This is a genomic window from Vibrio sp. CAU 1672, assembly GCF_029223195.1.
GTDB lineage: Bacteria > Pseudomonadota > Gammaproteobacteria > Enterobacterales > Vibrionaceae > Vibrio.
On the sequence record NZ_JARHUF010000013.1, the window covers coordinates 80,451 to 98,365 of the forward strand.

Genomic DNA, 17,915 nt, shown 5'->3' on the forward strand with positions numbered 1-17,915 from the left:
TAACTCGTTGGGAGGTAATGTATGTTGTGGGATACCTTAGAAAGAGTCAACCGCTTGCGGCAACAAGCACTGGCCAATCCGGAGTTTGTGCAGTCTGCTAAAGAGCACGAAGCAGCGTTGCATGAACAAGAGAACCACCCGGTAGCTCCGAGACGACACAAAGCTAAGCAAGATAAGAAATCACTGGCTGATATTTATAAACAAGTTGAGTTTGGTGCAGACGCGCGTCATTGATTAGTGTTCTGCATATGCCAGCCTACGCATGGATATAAGCATTCATGCTGGTTGATGCTATATAGACAAAGAAGCCACATAGATAAAAGTGATCGAACAGTTGTGAATGGAGAGGGATAAATTATGCCGGAATGTGTCTGGGATAATTTATTATTGCTTGTGCACTCAGATTGATGTTTTTGTTATCCGTAACGGTCCGGTGAGACAAAAGCATGGGAATAGTTTTGAACCTGGTATTAGTACCCATTTGGTTTTGACTCACGTGTTTTGGTAAGTCTTCTTTTATTGCTGGAGCCAAATCGATACCGGGAAAGTGAATGTTATGAAAGCCCCCAGAGACAGGGACTTTCAGGATCAGAAGTCGGCTTTACGTACAAAGTGGGGGTTTTTGTATTTTTTCGGCGGGCCGAATGATGAAATCACAAGCTTATTCCACAATACCTTGTCAAACTCACCTTTTTCGATCGACGGGTAGAGGGTCTCTTCTTCTTCCCGTGCGAAATTGAGGTATTGTTTCTTTTTAATCTGGTTATATTTTTTGGCGATCTGATTATGCTTGCGAATCCACTCCAGCTTATATTCATGCAGAGTCTTTTCGGCTTCTTCCACTGGCATGCGAGACAAAAACAGGCGTTTGTACGATACTTTTCTGTCAATCATGGTTCTCATGGCTGTTTGGATGTACTTACCATGATGAGTAATGGAGATATCACTTTCTTCGAGTGGCGCAATACACCATCCTTTGGGTAAAAAGTTTGGTTTCTTAAATTGCTTGTTACGCTCTACCAAGGCCTGATGTAAAACCAGATCAGAGGTGCCGCGGAAAGTTTTTTGCCACTTGGCAATACGGATCTGTATTGAACTTGGCAGACGAAATATGTTGGTAAACTTATCTTGGTCCATGGACTTTTGTCATGACATTATTAAGTAATACGAGAAATACCCGACACAACCCTGTGCTTAACATTAGCTAATTTAAAATGTTCAAAAGGGTAGTATTGGCGTTGATGCTGATTTTACAACGAGCTTGCCGAAAATAGCGAGGGCAAATGTCAATAATAGGTAAGAAATATACGATTTGCTGTTGTTATACAAGAACTCGGCCGAAAATGAGCCCGGAAAATATAAGCGGGCTCTTTTCGTAATCCTTTTAGACGGCTTCTTCCAGCCATTTATCCTCTTCTTCGAGCTGTTTGAGATGACGATCGGCTTGTTGTAACTGGTACATCTGAGCGTAGCGTCCTTTGCTTTTTAACAGTGACTGGTGTGTACCTCGCTCAACTAAATCACCGTGATGCAGTACCATGATTTGGTCGGCATCTAAAATGGTTGATAAGCGGTGAGCAATCACAATGAGGGTCATGTTCTCACGTAACACTGCTAAGCTTTGCTGGATCAGTGCCTCAGTACCGGAGTCAATATTTGCGGTGGCTTCGTCCAAAATCAGAATTTTCGGCTTTGCCACCAGAACCCGAGCCAGAGCCAACAGCTGTTTCTGGCCCGCAGAAAGGTTAGTCTCCCCCTGACCTAACTCGGTTGACAGGCCATCCGGGTAACGCTGGATTTGTTCCGCCAGACCCACACTCTCGAGTGCCTGCCATAGTTCTGAATCGCTGATGGCACGTCCTAAGGCAATGTTTTCGCGCACTGAGGCAGGCAAAATATGCGGGTCTTGCTGCACCATGGCGACATCTTTCCGCAATACCGTTTTGCTTAAGCTCTTTAACGGCCGACCGTCGATAAGCAGCTCACCTGTTTCTACCGGATAAAAGCCCATCAGCAGTGAGGCCAGCGTGCTTTTACCGCTGCCGGTATGCCCGACCAGAGCAATAAACTGCTGGTAGTCGGCCTGCAAGGAGATATCCTTCAGTACATTTTGTTTACCATCATAGCTGAATGTTACCTGTTCAAGCTGGATAGCACCGGTGACAAGGGGCTGATCGTCATTACCATAGGTTTGCGCTTTTGCGTCCATCAGTTCAAACACCCGTTCACTGGAGACCAATGCCTGCTGGAGTAACGCCAGCTGTTGGGTCATTTCGATTAACGGTTCGGTCACCCGTCCGAGATAACTGATAAAAGCGTATAAAACCCCGACGCCGATCATTTCAACGCCACTGACGCCGAAGATAGCCACTAAGCAGAGCAGGGCAACTCCGGCCAGCAGATCCATAAGCGGACGCAACATGTAGCCATTTAGCCGGATCACGTTTTTAGAGGCGACCAGATGCTGCTCCGTCAGGTCATTGAATTGTTGGTTAAATCGCTCTTCCTGCTGCATCAACTGGATGACACTCATACCCTGGATTGACTCACTTAAGTTGGCGTTAATGTCAGTTAACAAGTCGCGCATGTTGCGGTAGCTTTCGGTACTGAGTTTTTTAAACAGATACATAAAGCCAATGACCACGGGTAAGAGTACCAGTACTACCACAGTCAGTTTCCAGCTGAGAAAAAACATCACTCCAATCATGACCAGAATCATCACGACATTTTTCACCACAGTGGCAATCAGTAGTTCGTAAAACTGCTGTAGTGACTCAGTGTCATTGGTGATACGTGATACCAGCCTACCTGCAGGAGTATAATCAAAAGCTGACAGGGGTTGTCTGAGCACACCAGAAAACGTCTGTTTACGAATGGTTTTAATCGTGTTGGTCGCAACTAAACTAAACTGCAGCGACTGCAGGTACTGAAATGTCGCGGATGTTACCAGAAGTAGGATATAACCTACAGCCAGTGACGCCAGAACCGGAGTCGAGTAATCGCCTTTGGCGATGTGTTCATCAATAAAATACTGGATCAGCCAAGGGCCGCCGGCGTTGGCTAACGCAGCAATAAACAGCAGTATCAGGCCTTTTATCATCGGCTTTGGTTGAGCTAATGGGTATGACAATAATCGGCGGAAAGTACTTTGTTGCATCAATCAGTCCTCCATAGCTTGTTCGAGTTTTTGATATTGGAACATCTCAGCGTACCAACCTTGTTGTTTAAGTAGCTCTGCGTGTTGACCTCGTTCAGTAACGTGGCCGTGGTTGAGTACAATGATTTCCTCTGCGGCTTCGAGAGCCGTTAAGCGATGGGCAATGACAATTAAGGCCTGCTCACGGTAATGGGTTTCAAGGTTTGTTAGTATTTGATGTTCGGTTCGGCCGTCAACGGCTGATAGGGCGTCATCCAACACCAGTACCTGCGTGTTTAGGAGCATCGCCCGTGCAATTGCAATCCGTTGTTTCTGCCCGCCGGAGAGCGTGATGCCCTTTTCTCCGACTTCGGTATCGTAGCCATGGGGAAACTTTAGAATGTCATCATGAATGCACGCCAGCTTAGCCGCGCGATAGACTTCTTCTTGGCTGGCGGATGGATTGCCTAACGCAATGTTGTCGTAAATCGACTTCGAGAATAGAAATGGACTTTGATTGACGACCGCAAACCGCTGACGCCACTGTGCCAGTTGGGCATCTTTGATTTCGACTTCACCGAATCGGATCGCTCCACCAGACAGTTCATGCTGGCGTAATAACAGAGCCAGCAGGGTAGACTTACCGCTCCCGACCGGACCGGCAATACCCAGCATTTTACCAGGGAGTAGCGTAAAGCTAACCTGACTCAGGGCCGGCGGTAATTCTGGTGACCAGTGAAAGTTTTCAATATCAAGCGTGAGCGGCAACAGCTGTTGTGGTATCGGGGTATTACCACTGACGATCTCTGGCTGCTCGTTAAAGATTTCCTCCAGGCGGTTCCACGCAGCGGAACCGCGCTCGAGAATATTGAACAAAAAGGCAAAGGCCAGCATTGGCCAAATCATCAGGCCCAGATACATAGTAAAGGCGGTAAGGTCACCCAGGGTGATCTCACCATTTTCGACCAGATAGGCACCGACTGCTACACTGAGCAGGAAAGATATGCCAATCGTAATCTGTATAGCTGGATCAAAGCGCGCGTCAACACGGGCAACCGCGAGGTTTTTTGCCCCGGTGTCGTCGACCACGCCTTCAAAGTGGCGCTGTTCCTGATCCTCCAGGCCAAATGCACGTAGCATCCGAACGCCGTTAAGTGACTCTTGCGTCATGTCCGACATTGAGGAAAAGGCTTCCTGAGCGATGCGGAAACGCGTGTGCAGAATACGCACAATATAAAAAATTGCTACAGCAAGAAACGGCATTGGTAATAAGGCCATTAGCGTCAGTTTCCAGCTGATGTGGCCGACCATGACGATCAACACCGCAATGCCGGTGATCAATGAGTCAGCGGCGGTCAGCACGCCTTCACCCGCCGTCATTACGATGTTACGTACGTCATTGGTGCCCCGGGCCATTAAATCGCCGGTTTTATAGCGTTCAAAGAAGCGCGGTGGTTGGGTCGACAAGTGACGGTAGAGCCGGTTGCGCAAAATGGTACCCAGCTCCCAACTGGCTCCGAACAACCAAATGCGCCATAAAATTCGGCAGCCATAGATGGCAGAGAGCAGCAGAGTCAGCCCGAGCAACCACGTGGCTAACGTTTGACCGGTTATGGTGCCAGCCACCACATTATCCACGATCACACCGACTGCCTTGGGGGGCACCAGCTGGAGGGCGGAAATAACGGCAAACAATAGGATAGAGCCTACATAATGCTTCCACTTGAGTTGGAAATACCAACGCAATTGCCAGAAAATTTTCATCGTGCATCCTGCGTAACTAATTGAAATTTTTATAGAACATTCAATTCATTATTCGTGTTAATAAATTGATTACAAGCACATTTTTCAAGCTGATAGGAAAACGGGAGATTGTGTCGCGGGACGGTTTAATGACGCGAAAGCCCGATGATCTCTGGCTAAGAAGTTGCGACTTAATGAAATAATGTGAATTTATTGTTATTTTTGTCAGTTTGGCCGGTAGGGGGGCGGGGAGAGAGGAAAGCCCCTGAAAGCGTCTATTCCAGGGGTTTGAAGGGGAAGGCGGTTCAGCTTTCTGAAATGGCCTGAGAGGAGCGTCTGAAGACAAAGCGCCAAATAAACAGTACAAGGGCGATGTAGGCTAACCCGACGCTCAAAGCCTGCCAGTGCATGCCGTTATACATGGCAATTGGCATCAGGGAAATGATGAAAATATCCGTAATAGAGCCGGGCACGTATGCGATCGCGTAGTCATCCAACACTTTACAGCGCATTTTAGGATCAACAATACGCAGCAGCGCAATACCCATTGCAACGGTGCCGGTCAGCCATCCCCAGGAGAATATGCCTTTCTCAAACCAGTCGTCTCCCATGATGCGGGGAGCGACCCAGAAGATCAGCCAGAGGGTAAAGCCGACACCACCGACAGCCAGAACAATCATCGGCATGAGATACTGAGCAAGCACGGTGATCTTAATCGCGGAAATACCGAAGATAATCAGATAATCGGTACTAATGCCCGCTGCATGCTTAAACGCACCGTCGCACAGGTAGTGGGAGGCGCGCGTCTGTTGGGCGATGATACGGACGAGCATACCGCCCAGAAAGCCAGTGACGAAAGTCGGGTTCTGGACTTTGTCGTGGAAAGAGGAGAGGTAATTGGCGGCCACATAAGAAAATGCCGTTACCACTACCACCAATGCGGCGTGAATGGCAAATGAGTCAACTGACAGCGAGGACATGGTATCTTTCATCACAGCCTGCTGTTCGTCAGGCTTAGCCGCGCGGGAACTGAGCCAAATGTCTGGAGTCGGTGAACAAGTTTGGCCATGCCATGCGCGCCCGGGCGAGCGAATGGCATGGTTTGGTAGCATGGCGTTGCTAAACCCTAGATTCGGTTGTCACCGGTGCTGAATGCGATGACCTGGCTGATTTGGGTGAAACTCCGCCCGCTTTCTTGCCGCCACTGAAGGAAAGCCTGAGTGGCGGCATCAAGCGACTTTTTGCTCTCTTTGCCGCCGGTTATGATTTGGCTGTTACGCAGGTACGCTTCGACATCCGATGAGAGAATGAACGTGTCGACGCCCATTTGCCTCAGGGTGTAAGGACCGGTATTACCACCCAGCCGTTTGCCGTGCTTTTTCAGATAGCGCCAAAGGCCGGTGATGTCGTCTGCCGGCCAGTTAGCGACCATGTTGCTAAACGAGCTGTGTTGCAGGGCCGCGTCATGGATCATACGCGCATTGGCCGGGATCGACATCACTTTAGTCAGATGGCGAATGATGCGTTTATCCGTCGCTTTCTGCTCCCACTGTTCATCGGAGAGCATCAATAGCGGCTCAAGGTTAAATCCGAAAAAAACATCTTCAAAGTTTGGCCATTTATTGCGTACAACCTGCCAGGAAATACCACTTTGGAAGACTTTCATCGTAAATGCCGCAAGCCAGCGTTCATCAGGAATCGCCAGCAACTCTGCCTGACTCAATGGTCGTGAGAGTCGGGCTTCCAGTTGGTCTTCCCCTCCCTTGCGTTTTGCCGCGCGCTGATAAATAGCATCAAATTTCTCAATGGTCATAAAAGAATTCTGCCCGTGTTGGTGTCGCTACACTGATAAGCATACTACGCTTAATTAAGTAGCTGAATCATAAATTTACACCACGATGGATAACGTCATTCATACGTGGATGATAGAAAGCAGACGATTTCATCTTGATAGGAGGGGCCGCAGATGAAGAAGGTTACGTTGACGTTTGTTGGTGAAGGTTCAGAGCGTGTCGCCAACAAGTTTTATACTTGGCTGGCTGACGGGGGACTGGAGGATGACCTGATTGAAAATCTCTCGGATCGTGATGTGTCAGTGGTGGGGATCACCGATTTTGATAATGAGACTTTGGATGTGGTGGTAACCACGGAGATGAATTGAACCGACGCCCTCTCTAAAGTGCAGAGAGGGCGTAAATGAAGTGGGTAATCGGTTACGGATGCGGAACTAACGTCAAGCCGCTTGGCAGGGCATCGCCGAATACGCGTCTGGATTCACTTTCTGACAGATCTTTGACATCTTCAACCAGTTCCACCCAAGACGCCGGCACTTTGCTCAGCTTGAGTTTGGCCAACATCTGGCGGCGAAAATCATCTGAAATGTCAAATAAGCGGTCACCTGTTTTACGGCACATCATCACCGCAGCGAAGGCAATCATGGGTTCTTTTTGCCAGTTCTGCTCCATCAGTTTAGGCAACCACTGTTCCACCTGTTCACGGGGAACGACGTTGTGTTGGCTGCCGTATAATGGCGTCCGGGAAGCCAGGCGGCCTATTGCCCACCAGTGCGCCTGCTCAAACTGGTTCAGGTTGAGAGCTTTACTCAGGAACCAACTTGCCAGCAGTACTTTGTCTTCGACTTCCAGATGCTCCAGCGAGGCTGACAGGCGTACCATGGATTCATAACCCATGTCCTGTGCGGCTTTGGCCGATTGTGGGTTTTTCATTGCCCCAGGGTGGAGGTATTTGGCGATATCGGCCAGGATGGTTTCTTGCTGTTCCTGACTTAACCCACCGGCAATACGTCGCCAGAATACCCACCAGTCTGTCCAGCCCTGATGGTTTTTAAACTGAATGCCTTGTTGATACAGACTCCAGATTTGCTCGATACGCCACGAATCGGTGGCATCGCCAAAGCCAGGACGCAGGGCAAAACCAGCTAAGCGCAGCCAGTTTTTTTCGTGCTGTTCAGAGCGGCGGCGACGTTTTCGTCCCTGGGCAAAAGCATCAAACAACTGACGAAGAGTGGTGAAGTCCCATTCATCACGTTTGCCGAGCCGTTTCTCCAGATCTTTGGCTAACGTTTTGATCTCTTTGCTGTCCGCGCTCTTCTTATTACCGCTGTACAGGCGAGCAATGAGATGCTGGCACTCATTGAGCCGTGGATGAAGTTGCAATTGTTCGCTGTCATCAGCCTGCTTGTTGCGAACTTCAAACTCCAGCGCCCAGCGTTTACTGTCGTCGTTTACGCTGACGCACTCCATCTTCAATGTGCCGACTTCAGTTAACTGACAGGCTAGCTGAACTTCGACCCGTTCTTTTTGGTTGGCGTGTAGCTCGGAGCCTTCGCCTTCCAGTGTGGTGATGTAGGGGGGCAGGGGTGCAAACAGATCAGGATCGACATCGGTCATCATGCCGTTTTGAATGGTGGCATCATTGCTGAGTGTGTCGTGGGTTGAGGTCAGCAGATTGAAACGCACCGGTTCACCAAGTGTCAGCGAGAAACGCCGGCCGCTTAAGCGGATTTCATCGCCTTCTTCAGTGCCTTTCGCCAGCAGACACAGTGCTTTGCCCATCCTGTTCTTCTCTTGCAGATGCAGGAAGTAAGAGCGGGCAGCTCCGCCACCAATTTTAAGCTGAGCACCACGGCGGGCTTTACCAAAGGCGACGGCACCGAGGGCTACCGACCAATCCGGATGTGGGTTGTCCAATACCGTGACCGGGGCGCCGCGCCAGTCAGAGAGCAGGCGCGTTACCCGTTCAGTGACCAGGTCGCTGTTGAATACCCCGCCGTTTAGTAGCAGGCCAACAGGAATAGCGGGCTGCTTATCGTCTTCAATCCCCAGTGCTGCGCGTGAAACGTGCTGATGTTGGGTCAGGAACTCGGCGATGTGCTTACTGACCGCAGGGTCGGCGACATAAGGCAGGCCAAACTCCACCACAGCGCTGCGGCGTCTGTCTGGCACCTGGCTGAAATCCGACAGCGGGAAAAAGCCATCCAGCGCAATTTGGTGTACTTCTTGTTTACTCAGAGCGATGCTTTTGGTGCCGCCAAGCAGCCTGGAGCCGCTGCCCAGCATGGTGATTTTTACCTCATCCGGCGCATCAGCTGAAAGCAGGTTCTCTTTGGCTTTCCGAGTCTGTTGGATCAGTTTCGTCAGGCTTGCTGCGGTGAGTTTTTTACTCTGGCTGAAGCGGCTTTCTGCCAGATGGGCCAGGGCTAAATCGAGGTTATCACCCCCTAGCATTAAGTGCTCACCAACGCCAATACGGTCCAGTGCCAGTTCGCCACCCTTATATTTAGCTTCAATTAAACTCAAGTCGGTGGTACCACCACCTACGTCACACACCAGGATAAGTGGCAGTGCTTTTAACTTGTCAGCCGCGGTCTGCTGGTGGCGGGCGTACCAGTCATAACATACCGCTTGTGGCTCTTCGAGCAGTATGATGTTGCCCAGGCCAGCCAGTTGTGCGGCTTCAAGTGTCAGTTTACGCGCAGTTTCATCAAACGATGCCGGGACGGTAACCACCACATCCTGCTCCTCCAGCCTGTTGCTTGGGTGGCGGTAGTTCCATGCCTGACGGATGTGGTTAAGATAACTGGCGCTGGCAATTACAGGGGAAACTTTATCGACATCTTGTGTGCCAGCCCAAGGCAGGATGTCTGAGCTGCGGTCAACGGCCTGGTGGGACAGCCAGCTTTTGGCGCTGGAAACCTGACGGCCTTCAACTTTTGCGCCCAGTTCGCGCGCCCATTCACCAACGATGACATTGCTGATATCACCGGAAACCGGTTGATGTTCCCACGGTAGAGTTAAATCAGCAGGGGAGATCTGACTCTGCGCCGGATGGTAACGGAAAGAGGGCAATAGCGGTTTACGTACCACTTCGCCGGGACCGATTAACTGGTCAATATCAAATAGGGAAACAGGGGATTGTTCAAGGTTGTCAGTTATTTCACAGTAGGCCACCACAGTATTGGTGGTTCCAAGGTCGATACCGACAAGAAAACGGGGAGATGCCATACAAACCTTCGTGTATTTGAAAACGGCACCCGTATGGATGCCGTTGAATTTTTAGTTATTCTTCTTCGCTGGAGTCGTTTTTCGCGTCTTCGCGCACATCAAACTCAACGTGCCATTTCTGACCGTTGTCGGTGGCAATGGCTTCCAGATAAAGGGTACCCAGTTCAGTGACGCGAGAAGCCAGAGTGACCGGAACCACTTCACCTTCACGTCGGCCTTCGGATACAGGTAGCGTTACCTGGATTTCTGGTAGCTCTTCCAGTTCATCCGGCGCCCAATGATCCAGGTGGGTACCCGCCAGATCATCACGGCGCACTGTTGAGCCAAAGAACTGGAAGTTTACTGGCTGACCGATGATCAGGCCAAACTCCTGGCTTGGTACATCAACGCCTGAGCCTTCTTCCATACCGAATGGTGCCACACACAGGGCTTCCATTGGTGGTGCCATGCCCGGGATTGCTGGCATGGCGCTTTCGATACCGACATAGTAAGCCGAGGCGATACCACCGCGGATACGCACGCCCTGACCGTGGCGCACAGAGCCGTAATAAGCTGCGCCGCTGGCAACAGCGAGATCCAGATCAACACCAGACAGGCGTTTTGCCATTTCTGCGTCTGCGTTAATCAGCCATTCGTTGAGCGTTTCTTCCAGTCGAGTTGCTAACAGCGTTGATTTTAGCACGCCACCATTGAACAGGATTGCCGTTGGTTTAATGAACTCTCCTGATTGAGCAGTCTCTGCCCCCGGCATGCCCGGCATATTAGCAAACGGGTTGAAATCCTGCGCCTGTGCAGGTTCGCCACCGTTTCCTGATGGTGAAAGTGCATTGGCCTGCTTAGACAAGAATGCGGCAATATGACGCGTAATGCCCGCATCTTGCGCATAAGGCAGACCCATCTGGGTTAACGCGCCACGGTTGCGTTGGACCGGGTGATCGGTAACAGCTACTTTCGGGAAGAAGCCATCCACCAGGGTTTGCTGTACTTCTTCCTGAGTCAGTTCGGTTTTCAGTGTTGCACCGAGCAGCTTAGAGCCGCGGCTTGGGACTACGATCGGCACAGACTGCAGTTCGCTGTCGTTAAGCAGGGATTCTTTGGCGTCGCGGCAGGCGTGGGTCATCGCCTGAACTTGCCATGGTTGCAGCTCTTTGCCTTCTTGTGCGAGTTTCATTTTAAGGCGGTAGGCCAACGCCAGATCCATGTTATCACCGCCAAGCAGGATGTGTTCACCGACTGCAATCCGGTTCAGCGTCAGGTTGCCCTCATCTTCAGTGACTTCCACCAGAGACAGGTCAGTTGTACCCCCGCCGATATCGACAACCAGTACGACATCACCCACTTCGACTTCATCACGCCAATTGTCGTTGCTGTTGTCGATCCAGTTGTACAGTGCCGCTTGAGGCTCTTCAAGTAGGGTCAGATGGACAAAGCCAACGTTTCGCGCCGCTTCTGCGGTCAGATCACGAGCGGCCGGATCGAATGAAGCAGGAACGGTGATCGTGACATCTTGCTCCGCGAGGGAGTCATGCGGGTGGGTGTGGTTCCACGCATCTTTAAGGTGCTCGAGGTACAGTTCTGTTGCACGCAGTGGCGAGACTTTAGCAACTTCTTCCGGGCTACCTGCCGGTAAAAATGCTTCACGACGGTTTACCCCGCCGTGACAAAGCCATGATTTAGCGCTGGCGACCAAACGAATAGGTGTTTTAGAGCCCAAGTTACGCGCGATGGCTCCCACCAGGGCTCTTGGTTCTCCAGACCACGGCAGAACCCGTGAAGCGGGATTCATTTCGTGTTCGTGTGGTTGGTAGAGAAACGAGCCTAGCTGGCTGCGAGTTTCGACTGTGCCCGGTGCGGTTAACTGCGGAATTGGCATGACTTGCACGCGTGACTCTTCATCGTGGGTATCGATGAAAGACATCACGCAGTGCGTGGTACCTAAGTCAATACCGACACTGAATTTTGGAGACTGCTGTTCAGCGGCCGCCTGGCTTTGTTGTTCGTGAGAATTGTTTTCTTGGTTCATGTGTTCCATTACAGCTCAACCTCAGCTGGGGCGATGACTGATGCATCGTAGTTCTCCGCCAGTTTTGGCAGGTTCATAGATGTAGCTTTCCAACCTTTGTGGACCAGAGTGCCGCTAAATGGCGCACTGCCGGTTACGTTGCCAGTCAGGCGAATTTCCTGCGGATTGAAGCCATCTTCAACCGTAATGCGAGTTTCCTCGTCTTCATTGCGTACGTGTGCCAGTGTCACGTAATCGTTCAGCACTTTTTGCCCACCGGTGTGGATAACTCGTGCTGCTGCGCCCACTTCTTCATCTGAGAATGAGGTCAAATCTTCTTGCAGGAAGTCAATCAGGCGAGCTTCTTGCTGCATAATAGACAGCAGCTGCATTGCTGAATCCGTTGAAGCTGTTGCCAGTTTCGACTCAACCTCGACGACTTTTTCAATGACTTTTTCAACTTCTACCACTTTTTCGACTTCGACGATTTTTTCTACTGGTTTTTCGACTTCGACGATTTTTTCTACCGGTTTTTCAACGATTTTCTCAACGACTTTGGATTTACGAGAAACGGCAACAAGGAGTAATAAAACGCTTGATGCTGTCAGGCCCGCGTGAAGCATATCAAACGTGTGAGGAATCAGGTTCAAATCAATGTTCATGATGATTTATCTCTATTTATTGATTTACAGGTGCTTAGGGTTGGCTCAATTAAAATCTAAGTAAAGGTCAACTTTGTGACTTGCACCCAGTTAAGACATTAAAATGATGGTGGATGTTAGCATAATCAAGCCTTAAGGCTGTAATAATTCGTGAACATAGCGCATGATCCGTTGAAAAATGCAGCGAATATTCGAGTCAATAGGGTTGTTACTTGAAGTTAATCTCACCCTCGCGCACTATTTAACTTATATCGGATAGTAATTACTCTACCGACATGGGCCACAGGATGATAAACAGCACTATTTCTAACAACGTGATTAAGCGCTATTTTCCTTCAGTTATTGCCTTTCTGGCGGTAATGATGGTTACTGTCGTTTTTGTTGTGGTTGCCTACAGCATTCAACAGCGTTATACCTTACGCATGTTTGATGGTCTGGCTGAGCGTCAGGCTGACGTCTTACAAGAGTTTCTGGAAAATGATCTGGAATTTATTGGCGCCGGTGCCAACTTTTACCATTCTGTCGACCGAGCTTACTGGCATCAGTTCCCGATTTATGCCCGCCAGGTGGTTAATGGTTCGGCAAGTTTGATTTCACTGCAGTGGATGCAGAAGGTCTCAGCGGAAGAATTGCCCGCGCATACCGAAAAGATGCGGGTGGTGTTTCCCGGCTACACACCATATACGGTGCCAAAAAACGGAAATAAAATCAGTGGCTACCTCTTAGAAGGTAACCAGCCCGTTTTTATTGCGTCAGACGTTTATCCCCGCGATAAGCAAAATATTGAGGTTATGGGTTTCTATTCATCCAGGCAGCGTTTTAGCCTGATCCTTGATGATATTACTCAAAACGGGCGGGCAAATGTCTCCGACAAGGTACGGCTGCTTCAGGATGGCATTGATAAGTCGGTTAAAAAAAACGGCATGCTGATTTACCATCCGGTCTTTGACCGTCAGGATCACAGCCTGTTGGGGGTGGTGATTGGGGTGGTGCGAACCAGCGTGTATTTCGATGAGCTGATCTCCTCTACGTCAACCGAAATAAACATGTTGGTAAAAGTCATGGACTTGGGGTTCGAGGCTGACGACGACCCGGTTTTGTTCCAGAGTGACGGTTGGGAGAGCAAAACCGGTCGGGTGTTGAAGAAGTATATCGAACTGCCAAACCGCCAATGGTCGCTAGAGTTTAAGTTATCTGACACGCTTAGCGCTTGGGATCAGTTTATTTTGTATGCTATTGCGCTGACCGGCGTTCTGATTGCGAGCTTGATCAGTTACATCATCAATTTGCAGACCCGGGAAAAAGAGCGCATCGCGGAGATGCTCGATAAGAAAACCTTAGAGCTCAAAATCATGGCTGAGCGCGATCCGCTGACCCACTTACGTAACCGCCGTGTGTTCAATCGCTACCTGCGCAAATTCATTGATCATGATGCATTCTTTGCACTAATAGGTTTTGATATCGACCACTTTAAGCAGATCAATGATGAGTTTGGTCATCTGGTCGGTGACCAAACTCTGGTTCATGTCACTGGGTTGGTTAAGGAGTCCCTGCATGGCGGAGACCCACTGTTCAGAACCGGTGGGGATGAGTTTTGTATCTTGTCCCGGGTCGGGAACAAAAGAGAGCTAGCCGGTTATCTGGAGAAGTTGCGTGAGAAGGTGTCCAGTACCCCATTTCAGTGGAAGGGGGCATCGATCAACTGTTCTCTGAGTATCGGCGCGGTACTGTATGCTGGTGAGGATCCTACAGAGTTGTACCACAAGATGGATGTTCAAATGTATAACAGCAAAGAAAAAGGCCGTAATTCAGTATCAATCGCTGATTAATTCAACGAGTCGATTCGAGTTTTTCTAATGGTTAATGTAGAATTTCACGTTTTCATTTTTAGCTTAGGAACCATGACAAACTATGAATCATAACCGCGTCGTCTGCTTTGATTTGGAAATGTGCTGCTGGAACGAAGATGGCGTTGGCCGTACAGGTGAAATCATTGAAGTCGGCTTAGCAGAGATAGATTTGTCGAAGGGTGAGATCGTTAAGCGAGCTCAGTATTTTGTGAAACCGGAGCACGATGAGGTTTCTAAATTTTGTTGTGAATTAACCGGCATTACACCGCGGAAAATTGAAAAACAGGGCCGGCCGCTACAAGACGTCATCAAATCGATGATCAAAAATTTTGGTGGCCGCAATAAAATTTTTGCCTCGTGGGGACGGGATGATCAGGTCCTTTTCCAGGAGTGTGAACAGAAAGGTATCGATGCACCGTTTGTTGAGTTTATAAACTTAGCCACACTCTACCGGATCCAAAACCGGCTCAAAGACAAACGGATTGGACACAAAGCTGCGCAGGAAGCCAAAGGCATCGAATGGGAAGGGCGCCAGCATTCGGGTTATGTGGATGCCTACAATTTGGCTAAGCTTGCGCTTACCATGCTGTGAGCGAAAACTGTCAGAACATTAAAAAACGCGCCATTACGGCGCGTTTTTTGGTTGTCGGTGTCAACTTACTGAGATTGCAGTTTGGCACGGATAAAGTCGTGGTGGTCTACATACAACAGTTCTGCGGTTTTTCGGATCACCGCGTCTTCAAGTGGATCGATTTGACCATCGGCATACGCAACTTGCCACATACTTTTGATCAGTTCATAGCGCTTTTCCTGGCTGAGTTCGCGTAACTGCGAGGTAAAGTCATACAGTGAAGCGGATTCCGCGATCTTCATCTGTGCTTGTGCCAGGAGCTCTTCACTTTCTGCCTCACTAACAGAGAGTAACTTCATCAGCAGCGTGCGTTTTGTTGCCAGCTCGGTATCGTCTATCTGATAATCCGCTCCGGCCACTTCACATAACAGACAGGCAATCGCCAGGTCAGGGGAAGAGGTGGCCGCTTTCGACAAGTCTGTTCCTTCTAGCAGGCTTTTAAACAATGACGTGAGTGAGTTAAACATAATCGTGCTCAGTTTTTTCAATTAGTACTAACATGATAGCGTTATACGTATATCTCAAGGCTTGCGGGTTATTTTCAGTCGATTTTTTCGGTAGCCGGAAAAGAAATTTCGTTTCCTTCTGCGGTTAGTATACTGATTCTTTGAGGTTTACCTTCATTATCTAACCGTAACTCACCAATCGCACTGTGGTTGACCAAGCGATAAAAGGAGTGGTTACCTGGGGAGCGTTTGAATATTTTGAGTCGCTTGCGCTTGGTAAACCAGTTCAGTGGTGAGCGGGGGCTGTAGAGCAGGCGGTCCATACTGTCGCAAAATTTCAGCAGCTTAACCGGGAACCGGTTTTTGATCCCGCTGCAGGTAATTTGGTAGATGTTCGGGCTGTTTTTGCGGTAGCGAAGCTTAATATCGTAAGCGAAGGAGTAGTGGACATCGCCAGAGAGAATGACAAAATTGGTTGGCGTCTTAGTGTGAGTGAAGATACTGATCAGGGTATTGGCGCTGCCCGGATGTGCCATCCAGTTTTCTGCATCTACCATCAGTGGTTTGCCCAAACTGGTAACGACACGCTGTAACGTCTCAATAAACTTGACGCCAAACATAGGCGCAGCTGAGACAATGACTACCTTATCCTGGTGCAACAGTTCCTGCTGAAACTCAATCAGTGCTTCCCAGTCCATCAACCCTGAAGGCTTGTTCATACGTGACTCAGAGCGCCAGCGGCGGGTCCGGGTATCCAGCACCACCACTTTGGGCGAAGTATTGATGGTGTAGTGCCAGTTTTCAAACCGATAGAGGTGTTGAATAAATGCATCATGTGCGTCACTGGTTAAACTGGAAAAGAACCTGCGAGCGTGGTGATGAAAGGTCTGATCAAATTTTTCCGGTGCGTTACCCCAGCCCTGACAGAGCCAGTAAGCGATCAGCCCGTTGCCGATAATGCGTTTGGAAAACGGGTGTCCATAGGCGGCTTTCTCCCAGCCGATGGTCAGGTTCCAGTCATCGGTAATGTCATGATCATCGAAAATCATGTAGCTGGGAATGTGTGCCAGTAAACGTTGTACTTTGCCCAGCCCGGCGACGAAAGCATCAATATTGGTTTTTTCGTCGTACCAATGCTGTTGCCATTGCGGTGAAAGGGGTATCCCGCCGCTGGTAAATCTACGATCTCTGAGCCTGTCCGGATTAATCAGTTGCCAGACAGTCGGTGACCAGACTAATAAATACATGGCAAAGAACTCAGCAAAGCTAATTAGATGATTTTCAATCTCTTTTGCGCTGAATATCTGCTTATATCGCTTGGAAAAAAGCTTGCTCAGCAGACTGTTGCTATCGACATAATTGGGCAGTATCGCGTCACGGCCATAATAACAGCCGGGGTGATTGTAAAGTGCGCTGGTATCTTTAATGACAGCCTGCTCAAAGGATTCTGCCGGTAGGCCGAGTAACTCAATGGTTTGTTCGATGGCGTCCAGCATTGGCCCGGCAACGTGATCGCCGTAGACTTGATCCCCACTCATGATCAGCATGTCCGGCCGCTCGCTCAGCTCAAGTGAAGCCATTTTTTCATCGCACGCCACCAGAGCATCCTGACTGAAGTGGTGTGGGTTGCGACAGGAGCCATGCAAAAGGTAATCGGCTCTATCGCTGATCTGGAATGTCACCCCGTTTGGTGGCTCTGAAGGCTGGCAATAACAGAGTTCGGGCAGTAGGTCGCTCAACGTGCCGTGCTGGGTATAGAGCTGATAGGTTAACGCCCGCTGAGTGGGAAAGTTACCCGATAAGTGCAACAGGCAAACCCAGGCTTGTGCGCCCACCTGCACCTGTTGTTCAGCGCAGATAGCCTGTTTATAAATCGGGGTACCGTTTGTCGCGTCGACAATTTCCACCTCACCTTCTAACCGCTGTGTGGTGACCAGCCAGAGGGTGACTTCTTCGGCGCTTATTTTGCGCAGCATCGGCCCGGTAATGATCAGCGGTAATGGGGGAGAGACAGTCACGGCTACCGGTATTCCTTATGGTTCGGCTTCTTGTTCAAGCAGCTCTACAATCTCCGAGCTGCTCAGTTCATGCCCCATCAGGAACAGGCCCAGCAGGGCATCGGCTTTGGTGGCGGAATCAGCATCTTCGTCAAGGACTTGCTGCAATCTTTTGCGGATTAATGCGATTTCGTGATCGACAAACCCACGGCCTTCTTCATCACCTTGATTTTCCTCGGGGGCGTTATCAAACTGTAAGAACAGCATATTGTCGTCTATTGTGGTATCAACTAACCTTTCCGGCAACCAGGTTTCACCCATCACGACGTCTGGATCGCAGTTTGCTGGTAGATTATTGAGAATAGAGATGAGTTTTGAAGCTTTCATGGTGCCTGGCTATTGTAACGCGATGACCTGGGTTATC

The 17,915-nt window shown here is 49.6% G+C and carries 14 protein-coding genes and 1 pseudogene; 4 read left to right on the plus strand and 11 right to left on the minus strand.

Annotation, left to right across the window (positions count from 1 at the left end; all coding sequences use genetic code 11):
• Positions 1-21: 21 nt before the first annotated feature.
• Complete coding sequence (locus P2G85_RS13210; RefSeq protein ID WP_275864553.1) at positions 22-234, plus strand: hypothetical protein; 213 nt, start codon at positions 22-24, stop codon at positions 232-234.
• A 354-nt stretch (positions 235-588) separates the two neighbouring features.
• Here the strand turns inward: P2G85_RS13210 and P2G85_RS13215 are convergent, their stop codons facing one another.
• From P2G85_RS13215 to P2G85_RS13235, 5 genes and pseudogenes are all read right to left on the minus strand, one after another.
• Positions 589-1,137 (minus strand): hypothetical protein, encoded by a 549-nt coding sequence (locus tag P2G85_RS13215; protein WP_275864554.1) that lies wholly within the window; start codon positions 1,135-1,137, stop codon positions 589-591.
• A 247-nt stretch (positions 1,138-1,384) separates the two neighbouring features.
• Complete coding sequence (locus P2G85_RS13220) at positions 1,385-3,160, minus strand: ABC transporter transmembrane domain-containing protein (RefSeq protein ID WP_275864555.1); 1,776 nt, start codon at positions 3,158-3,160, stop codon at positions 1,385-1,387.
• Positions 3,161-4,900, minus strand: a complete 1,740-nt coding sequence (locus P2G85_RS13225; protein ID WP_275864556.1) for an ABC transporter transmembrane domain-containing protein — start codon at positions 4,898-4,900, stop codon at positions 3,161-3,163.
• Positions 4,901-5,184: 284 nt separating this feature from the next.
• A pseudogene (locus tag P2G85_RS13230) lies at positions 5,185-5,895 on the minus strand (sodium:glutamate symporter); the annotation flags it as partial.
• Positions 5,896-6,005: 110 nt separating this feature from the next.
• The gene (locus P2G85_RS13235) at positions 6,006-6,692 is read right to left on the minus strand and encodes a DNA-3-methyladenine glycosylase I (protein WP_275864557.1); all 687 of its coding nucleotides are present in this window, start codon (positions 6,690-6,692) and stop codon (positions 6,006-6,008) included.
• A 153-nt stretch (positions 6,693-6,845) separates the two neighbouring features.
• On the opposite strand from P2G85_RS13235, the gene P2G85_RS13240 reads away from it, so the two are divergent.
• Complete coding sequence (locus P2G85_RS13240; protein WP_275864558.1) at positions 6,846-7,040, plus strand: hypothetical protein; 195 nt, start codon at positions 6,846-6,848, stop codon at positions 7,038-7,040.
• A 52-nt stretch (positions 7,041-7,092) separates the two neighbouring features.
• On the opposite strand, the gene P2G85_RS13245 is transcribed toward P2G85_RS13240, so the two are convergent.
• From P2G85_RS13245 to P2G85_RS13255, 3 genes are read right to left on the minus strand one after another with little or no spacing between them, the layout of a single operon-like run.
• Positions 7,093-9,903 (minus strand): Hsp70 family protein, encoded by a 2,811-nt coding sequence (locus P2G85_RS13245; RefSeq protein WP_275864559.1) that lies wholly within the window; start codon positions 9,901-9,903, stop codon positions 7,093-7,095.
• Positions 9,904-9,958: 55 nt separating this feature from the next.
• Entirely contained in the window at positions 9,959-11,935 is a 1,977-nt protein-coding gene (locus tag P2G85_RS13250) for an Hsp70 family protein (protein ID WP_275864560.1), read from the minus strand.
• Complete coding sequence (locus tag P2G85_RS13255) at positions 11,935-12,567, minus strand: DUF2760 domain-containing protein (RefSeq protein ID WP_275864561.1); 633 nt, start codon at positions 12,565-12,567, stop codon at positions 11,935-11,937. Before P2G85_RS13255 ends, P2G85_RS13250 begins: the two co-directional genes overlap by 1 nt.
• Before the next feature lie 287 nt (positions 12,568-12,854).
• Between P2G85_RS13255 and P2G85_RS13260 the strand changes: the two genes are divergently transcribed.
• Both P2G85_RS13260 and P2G85_RS13265 read left to right on the plus strand, forming a co-directional pair.
• The gene (locus P2G85_RS13260; protein WP_275864562.1) at positions 12,855-14,396 is read left to right on the plus strand and encodes a sensor domain-containing diguanylate cyclase; all 1,542 of its coding nucleotides are present in this window, start codon (positions 12,855-12,857) and stop codon (positions 14,394-14,396) included.
• An 82-nt stretch (positions 14,397-14,478) separates the two neighbouring features.
• A complete protein-coding gene (locus P2G85_RS13265; RefSeq protein ID WP_275864563.1) occupies positions 14,479-15,009 on the plus strand; it encodes a 3'-5' exonuclease in 531 nt (176 codons plus the stop codon).
• A gap of 65 nt (positions 15,010-15,074) precedes the next feature.
• On the opposite strand, the gene P2G85_RS13270 is transcribed toward P2G85_RS13265, so the two are convergent.
• The 3 genes from P2G85_RS13270 to P2G85_RS13280 all read right to left on the minus strand — a co-directional run bounded on the left by P2G85_RS13270 (position 15,075) and on the right by P2G85_RS13280 (position 17,878).
• Positions 15,075-15,515, minus strand: a complete 441-nt coding sequence (locus tag P2G85_RS13270; protein WP_275864564.1) for a TerB family tellurite resistance protein — start codon at positions 15,513-15,515, stop codon at positions 15,075-15,077.
• Between the two features lie 74 nt (positions 15,516-15,589).
• Positions 15,590-17,470 (minus strand): alkaline phosphatase D family protein, encoded by a 1,881-nt coding sequence (locus tag P2G85_RS13275; protein WP_275864584.1) that lies wholly within the window; start codon positions 17,468-17,470, stop codon positions 15,590-15,592.
• Between the two features lie 57 nt (positions 17,471-17,527).
• Complete coding sequence (locus P2G85_RS13280; protein WP_275864565.1) at positions 17,528-17,878, minus strand: hypothetical protein; 351 nt, start codon at positions 17,876-17,878, stop codon at positions 17,528-17,530.
• Between the last annotated feature and the right edge of the window lie 37 nt (positions 17,879-17,915).

What these genes read in the sequence shown, in the direction of transcription:
- P2G85_RS13250 (WP_275864560.1), bottom strand. Translation starts at nt 11,935, where the DNA reads ATGGAACACATGAACCAAGAAAACAATTCTCACGAACAACAAAGCCAG.
- P2G85_RS13270 (WP_275864564.1), bottom strand. Translation starts at nt 15,515, where the DNA reads ATGTTTAACTCACTCACGTCATTGTTTAAAAGCCTGCTAGAAGGAACA.
- P2G85_RS13240 (WP_275864558.1), top strand. Translation starts at nt 6,846, where the DNA reads ATGAAGAAGGTTACGTTGACGTTTGTTGGTGAAGGTTCAGAGCGTGTC.
- P2G85_RS13265 (WP_275864563.1), top strand. Translation starts at nt 14,479, where the DNA reads ATGAATCATAACCGCGTCGTCTGCTTTGATTTGGAAATGTGCTGCTGG.
- P2G85_RS13215 (WP_275864554.1), bottom strand. Translation starts at nt 1,137, where the DNA reads ATGGACCAAGATAAGTTTACCAACATATTTCGTCTGCCAAGTTCAATA.
- P2G85_RS13210 (WP_275864553.1), top strand. Translation starts at nt 22, where the DNA reads ATGTTGTGGGATACCTTAGAAAGAGTCAACCGCTTGCGGCAACAAGCA.
- P2G85_RS13225 (WP_275864556.1), bottom strand. Translation starts at nt 4,900, where the DNA reads ATGAAAATTTTCTGGCAATTGCGTTGGTATTTCCAACTCAAGTGGAAG.
- P2G85_RS13275 (WP_275864584.1), bottom strand. Translation starts at nt 17,470, where the DNA reads ATGCTGCGCAAAATAAGCGCCGAAGAAGTCACCCTCTGGCTGGTCACC.
- P2G85_RS13280 (WP_275864565.1), bottom strand. Translation starts at nt 17,878, where the DNA reads ATGAAAGCTTCAAAACTCATCTCTATTCTCAATAATCTACCAGCAAAC.
- P2G85_RS13235 (WP_275864557.1), bottom strand. Translation starts at nt 6,692, where the DNA reads ATGACCATTGAGAAATTTGATGCTATTTATCAGCGCGCGGCAAAACGC.
- P2G85_RS13255 (WP_275864561.1), bottom strand. Translation starts at nt 12,567, where the DNA reads ATGAACATTGATTTGAACCTGATTCCTCACACGTTTGATATGCTTCAC.
- P2G85_RS13245 (WP_275864559.1), bottom strand. Translation starts at nt 9,903, where the DNA reads ATGGCATCTCCCCGTTTTCTTGTCGGTATCGACCTTGGAACCACCAAT.
- P2G85_RS13260 (WP_275864562.1), top strand. Translation starts at nt 12,855, where the DNA reads ATGATAAACAGCACTATTTCTAACAACGTGATTAAGCGCTATTTTCCT.